20 protein-coding genes are annotated in these 13,807 nt (G+C 61.5%); 10 read left to right on the top strand and 10 right to left on the bottom strand.

Features of this window, described 5'->3' with window-relative positions:
• The first annotated feature begins 101 nt into the window (after window positions 1-101).
• The 6 genes from NKL04_RS13365 (at window position 102) to msrA (ending at window position 2,414) form a co-directional block, all read left to right on the top strand.
• Window positions 102-794 carry a glycoside hydrolase family 108 protein gene (locus tag NKL04_RS13365; protein WP_023700683.1) on the top strand — a complete coding sequence of 231 codons (693 nt, stop codon included), beginning with the start codon at window positions 102-104 and terminating at the stop codon, window positions 792-794.
• Window positions 791-994, top strand: coding sequence for a Pam3-gp28 family putative phage holin (locus NKL04_RS13360; RefSeq protein ID WP_023689878.1), 204 nt, complete (start codon window positions 791-793; stop codon window positions 992-994). The genes NKL04_RS13365 and NKL04_RS13360 overlap by 4 nt, the downstream gene beginning before the upstream one ends.
• Before the next feature lie 96 nt (window positions 995-1,090).
• Complete coding sequence (locus NKL04_RS13355) at window positions 1,091-1,330, top strand: hypothetical protein (protein WP_023684348.1); 240 nt, start codon at window positions 1,091-1,093, stop codon at window positions 1,328-1,330.
• Window positions 1,315-1,506, top strand: coding sequence for a hypothetical protein (locus NKL04_RS13350; protein WP_023671459.1), 192 nt, complete (start codon window positions 1,315-1,317; stop codon window positions 1,504-1,506). Before NKL04_RS13355 ends, NKL04_RS13350 begins: the two co-directional genes overlap by 16 nt.
• 16 nt (window positions 1,507-1,522) lie before the next feature.
• Window positions 1,523-1,828 carry a hypothetical protein gene (locus tag NKL04_RS13345; RefSeq protein ID WP_023700682.1) on the top strand — a complete coding sequence of 102 codons (306 nt, stop codon included), beginning with the start codon at window positions 1,523-1,525 and terminating at the stop codon, window positions 1,826-1,828.
• Window positions 1,829-1,895: 67 nt separating this feature from the next.
• Complete coding sequence (gene msrA, locus NKL04_RS13340) at window positions 1,896-2,414, top strand: peptide-methionine (S)-S-oxide reductase MsrA (protein ID WP_023671461.1); 519 nt, start codon at window positions 1,896-1,898, stop codon at window positions 2,412-2,414.
• Between the two features lie 19 nt (window positions 2,415-2,433).
• Here msrA and NKL04_RS13335 read toward each other — a convergent pair whose 3' ends face one another.
• Window positions 2,434-3,279 (bottom strand): glycosyltransferase family 25 protein, encoded by an 846-nt coding sequence (locus tag NKL04_RS13335; protein WP_198028959.1) that lies wholly within the window; start codon window positions 3,277-3,279, stop codon window positions 2,434-2,436.
• A gap of 653 nt (window positions 3,280-3,932) precedes the next feature.
• On the opposite strand from NKL04_RS13335, the gene waaF reads away from it, so the two are divergent.
• On the top strand, window positions 3,933-4,955 hold the full coding sequence (waaF, locus tag NKL04_RS13330) for a lipopolysaccharide heptosyltransferase II (RefSeq protein WP_023700677.1): 1,023 nt from the start codon (window positions 3,933-3,935) through the stop codon (window positions 4,953-4,955).
• A 70-nt stretch (window positions 4,956-5,025) separates the two neighbouring features.
• Here waaF and NKL04_RS13325 read toward each other — a convergent pair whose 3' ends face one another.
• The 5 genes from NKL04_RS13325 to NKL04_RS13305 all read right to left on the bottom strand — a co-directional run bounded on the left by NKL04_RS13325 (window position 5,026) and on the right by NKL04_RS13305 (window position 7,995).
• Entirely contained in the window at window positions 5,026-5,220 is a 195-nt protein-coding gene (locus NKL04_RS13325) for a hypothetical protein (protein WP_023684343.1), read from the bottom strand.
• 568 nt (window positions 5,221-5,788) lie between these two features.
• Window positions 5,789-6,259, bottom strand: a complete 471-nt coding sequence (locus tag NKL04_RS13320; RefSeq protein WP_023814799.1) for a GFA family protein — start codon at window positions 6,257-6,259, stop codon at window positions 5,789-5,791.
• A gap of 161 nt (window positions 6,260-6,420) precedes the next feature.
• The gene (locus NKL04_RS13315) at window positions 6,421-6,714 is read right to left on the bottom strand and encodes a hypothetical protein (protein WP_023814798.1); all 294 of its coding nucleotides are present in this window, start codon (window positions 6,712-6,714) and stop codon (window positions 6,421-6,423) included.
• A gap of 13 nt (window positions 6,715-6,727) precedes the next feature.
• On the bottom strand, window positions 6,728-6,895 hold the full coding sequence (locus NKL04_RS13310; RefSeq protein ID WP_023671469.1) for a Thivi_2564 family membrane protein: 168 nt from the start codon (window positions 6,893-6,895) through the stop codon (window positions 6,728-6,730).
• Window positions 6,896-7,668: 773 nt separating this feature from the next.
• Window positions 7,669-7,995 carry a hypothetical protein gene (locus NKL04_RS13305; protein ID WP_023727873.1) on the bottom strand — a complete coding sequence of 109 codons (327 nt, stop codon included), beginning with the start codon at window positions 7,993-7,995 and terminating at the stop codon, window positions 7,669-7,671.
• A gap of 273 nt (window positions 7,996-8,268) precedes the next feature.
• Here NKL04_RS13305 and NKL04_RS13300 point away from each other — a divergent pair, with 273 nt between their 5' ends.
• On the top strand, window positions 8,269-8,505 hold the full coding sequence (locus NKL04_RS13300) for a hypothetical protein (RefSeq protein WP_023671471.1): 237 nt from the start codon (window positions 8,269-8,271) through the stop codon (window positions 8,503-8,505).
• A 766-nt stretch (window positions 8,506-9,271) separates the two neighbouring features.
• Window positions 9,272-10,498: an anion transporter gene (locus NKL04_RS13295; protein ID WP_352445864.1), complete on the top strand. Its 1,227-nt coding sequence runs from the start codon at window positions 9,272-9,274 to the stop codon at window positions 10,496-10,498.
• Window positions 10,499-10,597: 99 nt separating this feature from the next.
• Here the strand turns inward: NKL04_RS13295 and NKL04_RS13290 are convergent, their stop codons facing one another.
• Window positions 10,598-11,188 carry a TetR/AcrR family transcriptional regulator gene (locus tag NKL04_RS13290; RefSeq protein WP_023700673.1) on the bottom strand — a complete coding sequence of 197 codons (591 nt, stop codon included), beginning with the start codon at window positions 11,186-11,188 and terminating at the stop codon, window positions 10,598-10,600.
• An 81-nt stretch (window positions 11,189-11,269) separates the two neighbouring features.
• Between NKL04_RS13290 and NKL04_RS13285 the strand changes: the two genes are divergently transcribed.
• Complete coding sequence (locus NKL04_RS13285) at window positions 11,270-12,154, top strand: crotonase/enoyl-CoA hydratase family protein (protein WP_023697731.1); 885 nt, start codon at window positions 11,270-11,272, stop codon at window positions 12,152-12,154.
• Here the strand turns inward: NKL04_RS13285 and NKL04_RS13280 are convergent.
• The 3 genes from NKL04_RS13280 to NKL04_RS13270 form a co-directional block, all read right to left on the bottom strand.
• Window positions 12,130-12,441, bottom strand: a complete 312-nt coding sequence (locus NKL04_RS13280; RefSeq protein WP_023671475.1) for a cupredoxin domain-containing protein — start codon at window positions 12,439-12,441, stop codon at window positions 12,130-12,132. The two genes, NKL04_RS13285 and NKL04_RS13280, sit on opposite strands and share 25 nt — an antisense overlap.
• Window positions 12,442-12,451: 10 nt before the next feature.
• On the bottom strand, window positions 12,452-12,976 hold the full coding sequence (locus NKL04_RS13275; RefSeq protein WP_023697729.1) for a DUF4142 domain-containing protein: 525 nt from the start codon (window positions 12,974-12,976) through the stop codon (window positions 12,452-12,454).
• Window positions 12,977-13,091: 115 nt separating this feature from the next.
• The gene (locus tag NKL04_RS13270) at window positions 13,092-13,760 is read right to left on the bottom strand and encodes an RNA polymerase sigma factor (protein WP_023743964.1); all 669 of its coding nucleotides are present in this window, start codon (window positions 13,758-13,760) and stop codon (window positions 13,092-13,094) included.
• Window positions 13,761-13,807 lie beyond the last annotated feature (47 nt).

Raw genomic sequence — 13,807 nt, 5'->3', positions numbered from 1 at the left:
CCGTCGGCACAGTCAGGTTCAACAGGACACTCGTCTCCTGTGCGTGATCTGTGACTGGCTAAAGTCTCCGAGCTAAATTCCACAATCTCCTGAGGTTACCCATGGACCGCAACTTCGCGCGGGCGCTTGCGCTCGTCCTCAAATCGGAAGGCGGCTGGTCCGACAATCCGGCTGATCCCGGCGGCGCAACCATGAAGGGCGTGACGCTGGCCAATTTCCGCCGCTACGTGAAGGCGGATGCGACGAAGGACGACCTTCGCCATATCACGGATGCTCAGGTGGCGACGGTCTATCGCCGCTTCTATTGGGATGCCGCTGCGGGCGCCGAGCTTCCCGGCGGTGTCGACTATGCCGTCTTCGACTTCGCCGTGAACAGTGGGCCGGGCAGGGCGGCTAAATATCTGCAGGCGGCAGTTGGCACCGCACAGGACGGCAGGATCGGCCCGGCCACGCTCAAAGCTGTCGGCGCCAGGCCACCGGGCGCAGTCATCGACGATCTTTGCGATGCCCGCCTGGCATTCCTGCGGCGGCTGCCGACCTGGCCGGTTTTCGGCAAGGGTTGGAGCGATCGCATCCGGTCGGTCCGTTCCCAGGCGCTGTTGATGTCGGCACTACAGCCCGCTCCGGCACCTTTGCCGGGCACCCCGCCCCAGCCATCAGCGCTCTCGCCGAAGCCCGGCAGTGCGATGCCGCCGGTGTCTACCGGCGGGCGCGTCAGCCCCGTCGAACGCCTGCCGTTCTGGCGTGCGCTGCTTCAAATCCTGAAATCGATTTTCGGAAGGAGTTCGACATGATCGCCGTCTTCATCCGCATCGGCTTGCGTTACGGCGCCGGTGTTCTGGTCGCGCGTGGCCTGCTCGGCGCCGACGACGCGGCGGCATTTTCTTCCGACCCCGACATTCAAGCTGGTCTGGAGATCGCCGCCGGTCTCGCCATCGCCTCGGTCACGGAGACCTGGCACTGGCTGGCCCGCAAATCCGGCTGGGAGCACTGACATGGAAGGGTTTCAACAACTGCTCATCGCCTATCTCGAAGCCGCGAAACCCTATGCTATCGGCTTTGCCGCCGGGCTTGTCGCCGGGTGGCTGCTGTGAGCGCGCTCCTCGCCGTCCTGCTTGGCAACAAAGCGCTGCTGGGCTTCCTGGCATCGGTCATCGCCGCCCTTTGCTGGGGCGCTCACCAGCGGCTGGCCGGCGCCAGGGCCGAGCGCGGCAAACTGGCGGCCGCTGAGGCCGCGGCGCGCGCGGTCGCTGAGCAGGTGCAGAACGACGTCGGCGCATTGCCGGCGGACGCTGTTCGAAAGGAGCTGAAATCATGGGCAAGGGACTGATGCTTGCGCTGCTTGTGGCGCTTGCCGGGTGCACGACTGCTTCGGGCGGCTTCTGCGCGATTTCGAGCCCGCTGCGCCTGTCGGCCGAAGCCGTCGACGTCCTGTCGGACGCCGAGGCGAGAGCGCTCTTGGCGCACAACCGCAAGGGACAAAAGCTCTGCGGATGGAGGCCTTAGCCGATGCACGACCTCTATGCTCGGCATCAAGGGGCCGGTCGTCGCCGCCGGGCTAGCCGGCGGCGTGCTGCGAGCACTGTCGCGCCATCGCTACAAGCTGCGCGAGATGATTGCCTCGCCGATCTGCGGGGCGCTGGCGGCTGCGTATCTGACGCTGCCTGCCGTCGCCTGGTTCAGGGCAACCGGCATGCCTATCCCCGATCCGGCCGACGACACCACGACGCTCGCCGCCGCCTTTTTGATCGGCGTCTCGGCCATGTGGATTTCCGACATCGTCTTCGAGGTCATCGTGCGGCGGTTCGGCTCGGCCGGCAACGAGTGATGCACTTGAGATGCTGGAAGAAGCCAGCGACAATGCCTACCTAAGGAGCGATCCATGGAGGTATGATATGGCGACGTCCACCGAACGTGCAGTCCTTGCCGGCGGCTGTTTCTGGGGCATGCAGGATTTGATCCGGCGCTATCCCGGCGTGATCTCTACCCGCGTCGGCTATAGCGGTGGCGATGTGCCCAACGCCACGTATCGCAACCACGGCAGCCATGCCGAAGCCATCGAGATCGTCTTCGATCCGGCCAGGATCAGCTTTCGCACATTGCTCGAATCCTTTTTCCAGATCCACGATCCGACCACCAGGAACCGCCAGGGCAACGATGTCGGAATGAGCTATCGCTCGGCGATCTTCTACACCAGCGACGAGCAGAAGCGCGTCGCCGAAGACACCATCGCCGATGTCGATGCCTCTGGACTGTGGCCGGGCAAGGTCGTCACCGAGCTTGCGCCGGTGGGCGATTTCTGGGAGGCGGAGCCAGAGCATCAGGACTATCTCGAGAAATACCCCAACGGCTATACCTGCCACTTTGTCAGGCCGGGCTGGAAGCTTCCGGTCCGCGAAAAGGCTGTTTCGTAACGCAGCCGCTATCGTCTGCTTATCTGGCGGTCGAACTATTCTTCCGCGCGATTGGTATGCCGGCCGCCTTGTTGAGGTGGCCGTGCTCGGGCTGCCCATAGATGAACGCGCCGTGGACGGGTTTGCCGTCGACCTCAGAGCCTGAGAACGCGACGGCCTCGATCTTCTTTGTTCCGGTCAGGCTCTGGTTTCGAAGATGGGCGAAGGTTCGCACCGCTTCTCCGACAATTCGATCGAGAAATGGTTTTGGCCGCCTCCCGGGCCGTCGCACGAGGCTTGGAAAGCGCTCTCGTCCCGAGACAAAATGGTGCTGTGCGCAAAGCGCCGGCATGATCTGATAGATTCGGTTGAGCGAGCAGGTCATGAATCCTGGGTGAAAAAGAACGAAGTCGACCTCTCCTCTCAGATGCATGGTCCTGCGCAGCAATCTTTGCGCTGCCGATCTGGAGATGACATAGCCTGCGGCGCCCGCGTGCAGGCCATAAAGTCTGGCAAGCGAAACCCCATCATCGAGAGCGACTTCCTTGCGTCCGACCCTCACTTTGGCAAAATGCGTTTCCAGCTTGATCACATCGGCATCGCGCGGCACCCATCGATCGGAAGCAAGCAGCGAGCCGGCGCCCGCGCCGAAAACGACGTCGTCCTCGAAAACCGCGCCATATTGATCCGCGCCGTTCGCAACGATCTCCCAACACGAGCGGTGGCTCAGGAAACAGCAAACCTCAGCAGCGCTCAGCGGGCTTTTGGCGACAGAGCAGCAATCGGGGCAATCAATGGCGGAGACACGCTCAAATGGTACTCCGATCCTGCCGAACTCGGACGCGACATGCGCCAGCCGATCGCGAGAACGATCAAGATTGATCATCAGACACCTCATCAGCGCCCCCTTTGTCCAGTGATCAGTGAATATCACGTTCCCGTGATTGCACAAAATTTGCTTACGTGCGAGGCAGTGGGTAGCGGCGTACGGTGCGCCGGTTGAGTTTGGAGGTTGGGTGGACATTGACGGCATCCCCCGCGTGGCGCGAGCCTTTACCGTGCGCGCCTAGACGAGTCGCCCTAGAAGCCGAAGAATTGCCGACCGATCACGTATCCGAGCGCGACGACCACAATGGGAAACAGGGCGGGCGTCAGCCGACCAAGAGCGGAGGTCTTTGGCTGTTGTCTGGAGATGGTCCTGGGTGCATTGCCGAGATTCTTGGTCATCCGGTATAGTAGCAAGCGCTGATTAACGATTCCGTAACCCGATCGAGGCCGCCGCGGCTTTTCGCGTTTCTGGCGCGACCTTGACAATGCCCAGCCCGTGACGCAACTGGGCCGTCTTTGAGAGCATTGTGAGGCAAGGTCAATGCGGCTGATTCAACGTCATGTCGATTTGGTTTGCATCGGCGCTGGTTCGGTTGCCGGTACCGGTCGCCCACAGGACGAAGTGCTGCACGCTTCGGTCGGTCCCGAAATGCCTCGGGTCCATTTTCGCGCGACCCCTACACACCGCATCCTTGACGGCGAAGCGCTTCCTTGACGACCGGCGATCCAATCCTCTTCGTCGGCTTCCCCGCGGTCGGCGACTTCGTCCGTTGCCATTCCGCCATCCAGATCATTGCCGCGCGATTTCCTGATCGCCCCATAGATGTCGTCACCTCGCCCGTTGCAGCGCCGCTGGCGCGCCTGATGCCGCATGTCAGGAAGGGCTGGGCGCTTGCCAAGCGTCATCAGCGCCCCGGTTTTGGCGAGCGCAGCCGCCTGGTTGGCGAGTTGCGCAAGGAAAATTACCGTACGGCCTATCTGATGACCAGCAGCACCAAGGCGGCGCTGATGGCGTTCATGGCCGGAATAGAGGAGCGCATCGGCTATCCGCAGGAGTTGCAATTCGGCCTCCTCAATCGCTTCCCCGCCGGCTGGTTGGCCCATCTATGGGCCTTCGGACCCCGCAAGACGCGGCTGTTCGAGGAGGTCTGCTCGATTGCCTCGCTTGGCGAAAAGCCGGCTGCGGGCGCAGAGTGGCCGGCGCCCCGGCTTGTGGTCGATCCGGCCGAACTGGACGAATGGCGCCAGCACAAGAAGATCGATGCCGACCGACCGGCACTGGCGCTCTATACTGCCGACATTGAGAATTTCCGCTCATGGCCCGTCGAGCGCTTCATTTCGATCGCCAGAGACCATCATGATCGCGGCTGGGCAATCTGGATTGTAGGCGGACCGCGCGAGCACGCCGGTGCCGCAAAAATCCGCGCCGCCATTCCTGAGGCAATCGACTTCACCTCGACCCCGTCGATTGCTGACGCGATGTGCCAAATCGCTGCGTCGACCATGTTCCTCGGGGTTGATGGCGGGATTTCCCACGCCGCCGCTGCCCTGAACGTCCCATGCGCGCTCATCTACGGGCTGAATCGCCCCTATGTGCATGGGCCCGTAAACAACCATGTTCGCTTTATCGAACCGCCGCTTTCGACGCCCAGCTGGGTCAAGGACACGCGGGGCATCAGCGAAACTCGGGTGAGGGAGGCTCTGGCTGACATCTCAGCCGGTATCGCCAACTGACCAATGGTCTCCCCGGCCCCAGGCGTCTGGTTAAAAACGCCCCGTGGGGGCAACCATCGCCGCGTTTCGGTTACCCCATGGCCCTGCGGCTTTCGGGCTCGTGATTGCCGACCCAATGTGCACGGATGCGGTCGCTGGCTTCAAGGTAGGCCATGTCGATGAGATAAGTCAGAAGCTTCTCGCCGTCGGCTTCGGCTTTCTGCCTAAGCTCCCGCAGTATCCCTTGCGCGAACTGCAGGTTCTCCATTTTGCTCGGCTGGTCCATCGGTGCCCCCCAACGTCTGCGTATGAACTTTGCGCTGGCTATGCTTGCATGAAGATTGCCGTGAAGTGGATATTGCACGTGCGGACCGCAATCCTGCGAAGGCGCTGGCTGCATGAAAGCCGCCCCATCCGGCTTCAAGATTCGCTACACTATGTGACGGAAACAAAATAAACAAAGCGTTCTTTTGTACAAGTCAGGAAGGTTCCTCCAGTTCACACCACGAGATACTTGGGCAGCGTAGTTGACGTAACGATATTGCGTGGTCTTAAGCTCTCGTTTCCAAACAAAACGTACCATGGTTGCAACCACAAGACGAATTCCAGCTGACCGGGCCGCTCCGTAGTCAATCGCCGCTTACAAACGGCACCGGGTCTCAGCCCAGGGCTTTGGCCAACCCATCGTTCCACGGCAGCGCAGGCCGGATGATCTACCGCCCGCCTTGGCTGACGCCAAGGCGGGCTTTTTGCGTTTGGCTTCTACCGGGTGAAATGTTGTCGGACCCGGCCCTGTCGGCATCGGGCGGTTTCGAGAACGATTTCCTGCCTGCCGGCTGTCTGCGCCGCTCGCGCTAGGCCGACTTGCGTTGCGGCAAGCTAGACGGCGTCTCGACACCGTCAGAAATCGGTTCGGCTGTCCGGTTTGTCGGCTCGTCATCGACCCGGTCGTGCTCGATTTGCCGGGCGGCAGGCAAGGGTTGCAACCAGTGCTCACGGCGATTGACCCAGAGTTCATAGCTGGGCTCCAGCCCTTCGGTGGGCACCTCATCGAGGCTGCCAATCGTCACTTCCACCTCATTCTCACGAACCAAAGGGACCCGGCCGCCGCAGGTGGGACAAAAACTTCTGTCGCCGTAGCTGTTGACGATACCCGTCGTTTCGAACGCCTCGAGCGGCCACACTGCAAACGCCGAAAAAGCCGACCCGCTAGCCTTGCGGCAGTCCTTGCAATGGCAAAGGCCAATCCGAAAGGGATCTCCCGTCACCGAAAACTGGATGCCGCCGCACAGGCAGCTGCCGCTCCGCCTTGTATCATTGGGCATGACCGCTCCTCCATCTGGTTGGGCATCACACCGCTACATCTTGCAGCGCCATGCGCACAATCAATTCACGCGCGGCGCAAGGGTTCCATGTCGCCTCGCGCAATGCATCGTCTGAACCCGGGAGCGCCATGGCAACGACCGCCGCAAGGCTGCTGGATATGTCAGTTCGGGAAATCGAACACCGGTTCCCGGCACCAATAGACACGGCACTGGCCATCACGTGTCGGAACGGAGGCAGCGACCGGCACCTCCGGCCAGTCGCACTCGTTGCCGTATTGGCGGACATAGCGATCGTAAGTATTCCGGCCGGTCGTCAACACCGCCGAGTGATGGCTCTGGATCAGGTGCTGCGTCTCCTCGCAGCTCATCGAACGCGTGTCGGGTCGGGCGTAGGCCGTGCTTGTTGCTGCAAACAACGCCGTTCCAATGATCCATGCGATTGTTTGGGATGTCATGGCGATCCTTATCCTAAAATACGGCCAGGTACTTCAACAGCGAAATGATGCCGATAATGATGACAACGATCTGCGCGATCTGCCTCGTGCGGCCATCGAGCGGCAGACGCTGGATGAGATAGAGCACCAGGATGATCACCAGGAAAGTGATCAGAATGCCGATAAGTACCGATGAAGCCATGTCCCTCACTCCGTCTGGCTACGTCTGAGAAGAGTACGCAGCGGCAAACGCTCTGGCCCTTGATTGGTTCCTGTCGATGCGAAGCCATCGGCGCAGCGTAAAGGCTGCGAAACAACGTTCCGCGGCCTTTGAAGCTGGATGCCGATCAGGGCCTGTTTGCCGCAATGTTGTCGTTTGCCATCGGCGACACAGTTCCAGGCAACTTGTTGCTGGCGTCAGGCGGGGCTAACGGGAGAACCGCCTCGGGTTGACGAGCTTCCGACAAAGACGGCCTGAGTTGCGCTTCGTTGTCGACATTTGCGCGAGCCCTGAGATCCGGCGCCGCCCGGCGGGTGATCGCCTTTTCTGAGGAGAACAATTGCCGTCCCAAGGGGACGACGGGAACCGAAACCTCGCACGTGCATCTCAGCTACCGCGGAACGGGCAAATCGAGCAGGTGGGGAATTTGGGGTAGGGGAATACGTCATCCAACATGCGGGGATTGGAATCCCAGGTGTCGGGCCCGCCAGTTTGTTGGAAGCGTTGCCCGTTGCAGCCTACACCATCGACACACAGGGCCGCATCACCTTCTACAACGAGGCCGCCGAACCTGAGTGGGACGACGCGCCGCGGTTTTGGCTCCGTCGTGCTCAAGCGGGTTGCACCACAAGCGCTTAGCGGCACCGGACAACTGGAATTTGGGGAACAAGGCGTCGTCTGGACGCTCCAGGCGCCGCTGCGCTCGGTCCAAATCTCTCTCGCGGATTTTGTCGATTGAAAGAGCGGGTCGCGCCTTAGGACAATCCCAGCAGGGGAGCGGTTTGGCCGCCTGTGGTGTCGGAATTGCCGATGCCAGACAGTTCGTGCTTATCGTCGGCAAGCGAAGTCAATCTCCCCGCCTCGACGGAGGTCAGTCCGTCCAATTCCATCACCGCGCCGTAGAGTTGGGCCGTCTGCATCACAAGCCGCTCGACATCTTCAAGGGCGACGTTCTCGTCCAGGTTACGCAATCGTATGTCCTCGGCAACCACCGCAATATTGACCATTCCGCGCGAGCGCAGCGCGCCCAGGACCCGTGAATTGAGATCCTCCCGTAGCCGAGCCGAATATCCGTAGCGCATGGAAACCTTCCTTTCAGGAGCCGGTTGTCCCGTCGTGGTCAAGATGCGCCAACGACCTTCCGATGGCAAGAAGAATATAAAATATTCTCAGGTAAATCAAGTAGTTAGCAGACTGCGCGGGTTGTGCTATCGGCGTGTCTTCCTCATCGTTGGTCTTGTATGTGAGTCACCCATCAGCCTCTCTTGACGCGCTGCACGGGGACCCCTAGCTATACTGCAATTGAGACACATACTAACTCACCATATTTTTGGTCTTGACGGTTGGAGGCGCGAATGGCCGAGCTGGAACGACCCGAGCGACTGCAGATCATGCTGACAGCCGAGGAATTGGCTGCCTTGGAAAACTGGCGCTTCGAAAAGCGCATGCCAAGCCGGTCCGCGGCGGTGCGGGAACTGCTGCGGCGCGGCCTGGATGCGGATGGATTCCTGACTGCGGGACAAGGAACTAAGTCTCAGGACTTTGGAATTCTGGGCAGCAGTGTGACTGGCGACGGCCAGTCGGGCGAGTAATCCGACGGCGGTTAGCCAACAATCGCTTTTTCTGGAAGTGCCGCTACCAATTTATTGCAGTGGCGGAAACGCAAAGCGGGTCGGCTCTCGGCAGGGTACTGGTCTCAGCAGGGTACTCTTGGCGTATGGTTGCAAAGCTCGCTCCGGTTCGCCGGAGCGGGCTTTTTGCGTTTTCCGAACAGGAAATGGTCGCGATCGCTTTCAGATACGCTCAAGGTTCTCTTCGCACTCCATGCACGTGACGCTGTGACCGGGGCACCTGAGCCGGTGTGTTCCTCCAGGGCAGCAATGGCCGTTCGAGCTCGCCCACCGGGCACAGACAAACACCTTGCGGGTTCCGTGGCATTGTGGACATTCTATCGGACGCGCCAGCAGAGCCTCGTTTTCCGAGACACGGCATTCCCTCTCAAGAACCTGGACCATCTGAAACCCCAAGGCCGAAATACGGCTAAGCTATCCATACCCGGAAAGCCTAAATTAGAATTTAATCACATAGATCACGAGCCTTCCGAGGGGGAAGTTTCGCGGATGGCGATCTCAGTCCGCCGCAGTCCGCCGCGCGTGTCTCATTCCCAATTTCGGCCGTCTCAAGATCAAGCTCCGGTTGCTCCCGGCATCGGTCGACCCGCGATTTTGCCCACCGATTTTCGCATTCGGATCGTTATAGGCTTTCGCTTTGCTGGAGCGGCGTTAAAGCTGCCCGGCAAATGCCTGAGCGGGAACAGTCCGTTCCTGCGTCGGTTCGTTTGGACAAGGATGTCTGCCAATGACATTGATGGGCGCAGCGGCACTTTTGATCCTTGTCCTGACTTATGCCGGCGTCGCAGTCGGGCGTATTCCAGGCCTCCGTCTCGACCGGGCAGGGATCGCCTTGCTGGGGGGGGCGGCGATGATCGCCATCGGCGCACTCAGTATGGAAGATGCCTATCGCGCCATCAATTTCGACACCATTACGCTGCTGCTCGGCATGATGATCGTGGTGGCGCATCTGAAGGTGTCCGGCGCCTTCCGGGCGCTTGGCGCCTACGCTATCGAGCATGCGCACGCGCCTTTCGTGCTGCTGGTGATGGTGACGCTGTTGACCGGCGTGTTGTCGGCGTTCCTGGTCAACGACGCCATCTGCCTGGTCATGGCGCCGATCGTCGTCCACGTCACCCGTGTCATCAATCGCAATCCCATTCCCTATCTGATCGCCACCGCCACCGCGTCCAACTGCGGCAGCGTCGCCACCATCACCGGCAACCCGCAGAACATGGTCATCGGCGCGCTGTCGGGAATTTCCTACCCAGCCTTTTCGGCCGCCCTGGCGCCGGTTGCCCTCTTCGGCCTCGTCGCGGTCGTCGTCATCGTGCGCATCGTCTACCGCGCCGAATTCGCCCGCCCCGCCGATCTCAACCCGGAAGTCTATCGCGGCCGCATGCTGCCGGGACAGGTGCTGAAGGCGGTGGTTGTCTGCATTGGCCTGGCCATCGCCTTCTTCGCCGGCGTTCCGATTGCCAAGGCAGCGCTCATCGGCGGGGCCATCCTGCTGCTCACCCGCGCCATCAAGCCGGCCCGCATCTACCGCGAGATCGACGGCCCGCTGCTGTTCATGTTCGCCGGCCTGTTCATCGTTGTCGCCGGCGCCGAAAAGACGCTGCTGACGCCCGACATCATCGCCTCGGCCAAGAACCTCGGGCTGGACGACGTCTGGCGTCTATCGGGCTTCACCGCGGTGCTCTCCAACATCATGAGCAATGTTCCGGCCGTGCTGGCGCTGCGGCCATTCATACCCGGCCTTGAAAACCCCGGGCGTGCCTGGCTGGTGGTGGCGATGAGCTCGACGCTGGCGGGCAACTTCACCTTGCTCGGCTCAGTCGCCAACCTGATCGTCGCCGAACAGGCGCGGGCGGCCGGCACGCAGCTGTCCTTCTCAGCCTTCTTCAAGGTCGGCCTGCCACTGACGCTGCTGACCCTTGCCGTCGGGACGGCATGGCTGGCGGCTGGATTCTAGAGCAATTCCAGGAAAAAGTGTGAAGCGGTTTTTCGGTCCGGAATTGCGTCAAAACAAAGAGATAGCGTGTTTCGCCGTCTTCATTAAACGATGAACGCTCTAGCGGATAGTCGCCGATCCTGACCTTGCCCGAACCAGCGTTGCAGCGGCATGTCCGGCCGCCTCGACATAGTCGGGGTTGCGGTGGATCAGCATGATCGAGAACGCGCCGTCCATCAAAAGCACGATTTCGCGCGCCAGGGTCTGCGGCTCGTCGACGCCGTGGCCTGAGAGTTCGCCGGCCAGCCAGGTCTCGAAATTCTGCTTATGCCGCGCGCCCGCTTTAACGGCCGGGTGTCCGGGCATGGAAGCGAGTTCGGCTGCCGTGCGCAGAAAGCCGCAGCCTCTCCATTTCGGGTGCTTCGCCACGCGCGCCAGATTGGTGAAGATCGCCTCGACCTTGCGCTCGACATCGCCTTCGGCCGTCTCGAACCAGCCGGCCATCTGCTTGAGGTTCGGCTGGTCGCGACCGTCGAGATAGGCCGCGATCAAATCGTCCTTGCTCTTGAAATGATAGTAGAGCGTGCGCTTGGTCAGCCCGGCTTTTTCCGCCACTGCATCGACGCTGACGCGGCCGATCCCCTCGGCATAGAACAGCTTCGTTGCGGCATCGACAATGCGTTTGCGGGTAGGGCTTGGTGCTTGGCTCATACGCAAGTATACCGACTAGTGAATATACATACAACCGAAAGCCTGATCCTCTCCGTCGACAAACACAGGGAAGGAAAAGACATGACCGAGCTTGTGCTCACCGAGGCCCGCAACGGGATCGCCATCCTCACACTTAATCGGCCGGAAAAGCTCAACGCCTTGAACTATGCGCTGATTGATCGCCTGCTTGCGCTCCTCGATGCCGTCGAGACCGACGATGCCATCCGCGCCGTCATCCTCACTGGAGCAGGAGAGCGCGCCTTCTCCGCCGGCGGCGACATCCATGAATTCTCAGGCAGCGTGGACATCGGCGTCGACGTTGCCCTGCGCGACTTCGTCATGCGCGGACAGCGCCTGACCGCAAGGCTGGAGGCGTTCCGCAAGCCCGTCATCGCCGCCGTCAACGGCATCGCCTTCGGCGGCGGCTGCGAGATCACCGAAGCCGTGCCGCTCGCTATCGCCAGCGACCGCGCCTTGTTCGCCAAGCCTGAGATCAACCTTGCAATGCCGCCTGCTTTCGGCGGCACGCAGCGGCTTCCGAGGCTGGCAGGGCGCAAGCGGGCGCTCGAGCTGCTGTTGACCGGCGATTGGTTCCCGCCGCCGCGCGCCCTCGAACTCGGCCTCGTCAATCAGGTGGTGCCGCATGAGGAGCTGATGCCCGCCGCAATTGATCTCGCCCGGCGCATGACCAGGCATTCTCCTGCAGCAATTGCCTCGATCCTCACAGCAGTGGCGCGCGGCCTGAACCAGAGCATCGCGGATGGCTTGGCTGTCGAGGCCGAGCAGTTCGCCCGCATGGCTCCGACCGCTGATCTGCGCGAAGGGCTGGATGCCTGGATCGCACGCCGCCAGCCGGGCTGTCACGGCTCGTGGACGCACATCACCCGGCCGGATGAAGCCAGGCGAGCCTCAACGCAGCAGGACGGGCTTGCGGACCGGGATCAAGGCGCCGTCACGGCCACATGACCTTTCATGTTGGGGTGGAAGCGGCAGAAATATTCGACCGCTTCCGCCTTCCGCAGGGTCAGGCTCGCTGTTGCCTTCGGCGGGATCATCACTTCCCAGCCACCCTTGACGGTAGCCGTATGTGCGAACACGTCCTTGTTCACCCACTTGATCGTGTCGCCGACCTTCGCCTCGACGGTGGCCGGCGAAAAGACAAGCTTGTCGATGGTGACCTGGATGGTTTCGGCCTGCACGGGTGAGGTCCCGAAGACCAGCGCCAGTGCAATCCATAGCAGCCGTTTCGACATGGCCTGGTCCTTACTTCAGCATACCTGCAACATGCTCGGCGTGCTGTTCATGGCCCTGGAAAATCTTCAGGCCGGTCTGCAGCAGGCTCTTCAACTCGGCATTGCTGGCCGATGGGATCAAAAGGGTTTCAAGCGCGCCGTCGACCTGTTTGTGGTAGGCGATCTCGTTGTCGACATAGGCTTTGTCAAAGGCTGCGCCGTCGAGTTTGGCGAGCTTCGCCCGCTCCTCGGCCGCAGCCTTGGTCAGCGCCTGGCTGGTTGCGTTGTCTTCCGGCGTCACCTTCAGCTTCTTTACCAGTTCCAGTGCCTGCGCGTTGACCGCTTCGTGGTCGCGCACCATGTCGTTGGCGAAATCCACGACCTCCTTGGTCTTCGATTTCTTGATCGCCTGCTTGGCGGCTTCCACATCGATGACGCCTGCCGTGTAGGCGATGTGGGCGATCTGCGGGTCCGTCGGCTTGTCGGCGGCTTGCGCGAGCGGGGCAGCGCCAAGCAGCAGCAAGGCAGCGAGGGCGGCGGTGTGTCGGGTAAGCATGGCGTCTCCTTCGCCCGGACGCGGGATCGCGCCGGGCCATGTTTTTGAGTTGACGGTCATTGGATGCGCAGCGGCGGCAAACGTTCCCGGGGAAATCGGCCAAATCAGCCGATGATCAGCTCTCCAGGCCGAGCCGCTGCATGACGGCGCTGGTCAGCCTGTCGCAGCGCCGGCCGGCAAACGGGAAGGCGTCGAGCAGCACCGGCCCGATCTGGTCGTCGAGTGCCTTGCGTACCAGGGCGCGGGCGCGGTGTAGCCTTGTCTTGACGGTTTCCGGCCGCACGCCAAGCAGCTCGGCGGTCTCCTCGATACTGAGCCCCTCGATAACCCGCGCCACGAACACCGTCCGATAAACATCGGGTAGGCTGTCGGTCGCCCGTTCCACCAACTCGAGGATCTGCCGCTGCGCCATCGTCCGCTCCGGATCGTCGCTGGGATTGAGGGGGAACTGGATGATTTCGGCTTGCGGGTTTTTCGCCACCGTCCGCCGCCTTTTGCGCAGACGGCCGAGCGCCTCGTTGATGACGATGCGCGACAGCCAGGTGGCCAATGAGGACTCCCCGCGAAAGGCATCGAGATGGGCAAAGGCTCTGACATAGGCCTCCTGGACGATGTCCTCGGCTTCGGCATCGTTGCGCACCACCCCGCGAGCGATGCGATAGAGCCGCTGATTATGGGTCTTCATGATGATGCGGAAGGCGTTGCCTTCGCGTGCCAGCGCGCGGCGCACGAGAAGCATCTCGCTTGAAGCAGCCGTGGGCATTGGTACAGACATAGCAGGCATGGCCAGTTCCTCGATCCAATCCCCGTCCGAAACCTCGATAGACATTG

Source organism: Mesorhizobium sp. C264A (genome assembly GCF_040324515.1).
Lineage (GTDB): Bacteria > Pseudomonadota > Alphaproteobacteria > Rhizobiales > Rhizobiaceae > Mesorhizobium.
This window is presented reverse-complemented; position numbering and strand designations above follow the sequence as displayed.

Bases quoted from the DNA above. Each gene is read 5' to 3' on its own strand.
- NKL04_RS13285 (WP_023697731.1), top strand. From the start codon at position 11,270: ATGACCGAGCTTGTGCTCACCGAGGCCCGCAACGGGATCGCCATCCTC.
- NKL04_RS13300 (WP_023671471.1), top strand. From the start codon at position 8,269: ATGGCCGAGCTGGAACGACCCGAGCGACTGCAGATCATGCTGACAGCC.
- NKL04_RS13320 (WP_023814799.1), bottom strand. From the start codon at position 6,259: ATGCCCAATGATACAAGGCGGAGCGGCAGCTGCCTGTGCGGCGGCATC.
- NKL04_RS13270 (WP_023743964.1), bottom strand. From the start codon at position 13,760: ATGCCTGCTATGTCTGTACCAATGCCCACGGCTGCTTCAAGCGAGATG.
- NKL04_RS13290 (WP_023700673.1), bottom strand. From the start codon at position 11,188: ATGAGCCAAGCACCAAGCCCTACCCGCAAACGCATTGTCGATGCCGCA.
- NKL04_RS13325 (WP_023684343.1), bottom strand. From the start codon at position 5,220: ATGGACCAGCCGAGCAAAATGGAGAACCTGCAGTTCGCGCAAGGGATA.
- NKL04_RS13275 (WP_023697729.1), bottom strand. From the start codon at position 12,976: ATGCTTACCCGACACACCGCCGCCCTCGCTGCCTTGCTGCTGCTTGGC.
- NKL04_RS13280 (WP_023671475.1), bottom strand. From the start codon at position 12,441: ATGTCGAAACGGCTGCTATGGATTGCACTGGCGCTGGTCTTCGGGACC.
- NKL04_RS13360 (WP_023689878.1), top strand. From the start codon at position 791: ATGATCGCCGTCTTCATCCGCATCGGCTTGCGTTACGGCGCCGGTGTT.
- msrA (WP_023671461.1), top strand. From the start codon at position 1,896: ATGGCGACGTCCACCGAACGTGCAGTCCTTGCCGGCGGCTGTTTCTGG.
- NKL04_RS13315 (WP_023814798.1), bottom strand. From the start codon at position 6,714: ATGACATCCCAAACAATCGCATGGATCATTGGAACGGCGTTGTTTGCA.
- NKL04_RS13310 (WP_023671469.1), bottom strand. From the start codon at position 6,895: ATGGCTTCATCGGTACTTATCGGCATTCTGATCACTTTCCTGGTGATC.
- NKL04_RS13350 (WP_023671459.1), top strand. From the start codon at position 1,315: ATGGGCAAGGGACTGATGCTTGCGCTGCTTGTGGCGCTTGCCGGGTGC.
- NKL04_RS13305 (WP_023727873.1), bottom strand. From the start codon at position 7,995: ATGCGCTACGGATATTCGGCTCGGCTACGGGAGGATCTCAATTCACGG.
- NKL04_RS13295 (WP_352445864.1), top strand. From the start codon at position 9,272: ATGACATTGATGGGCGCAGCGGCACTTTTGATCCTTGTCCTGACTTAT.
- NKL04_RS13365 (WP_023700683.1), top strand. From the start codon at position 102: ATGGACCGCAACTTCGCGCGGGCGCTTGCGCTCGTCCTCAAATCGGAA.
- NKL04_RS13335 (WP_198028959.1), bottom strand. From the start codon at position 3,279: ATGATCAATCTTGATCGTTCTCGCGATCGGCTGGCGCATGTCGCGTCC.
- NKL04_RS13345 (WP_023700682.1), top strand. From the start codon at position 1,523: ATGCTCGGCATCAAGGGGCCGGTCGTCGCCGCCGGGCTAGCCGGCGGC.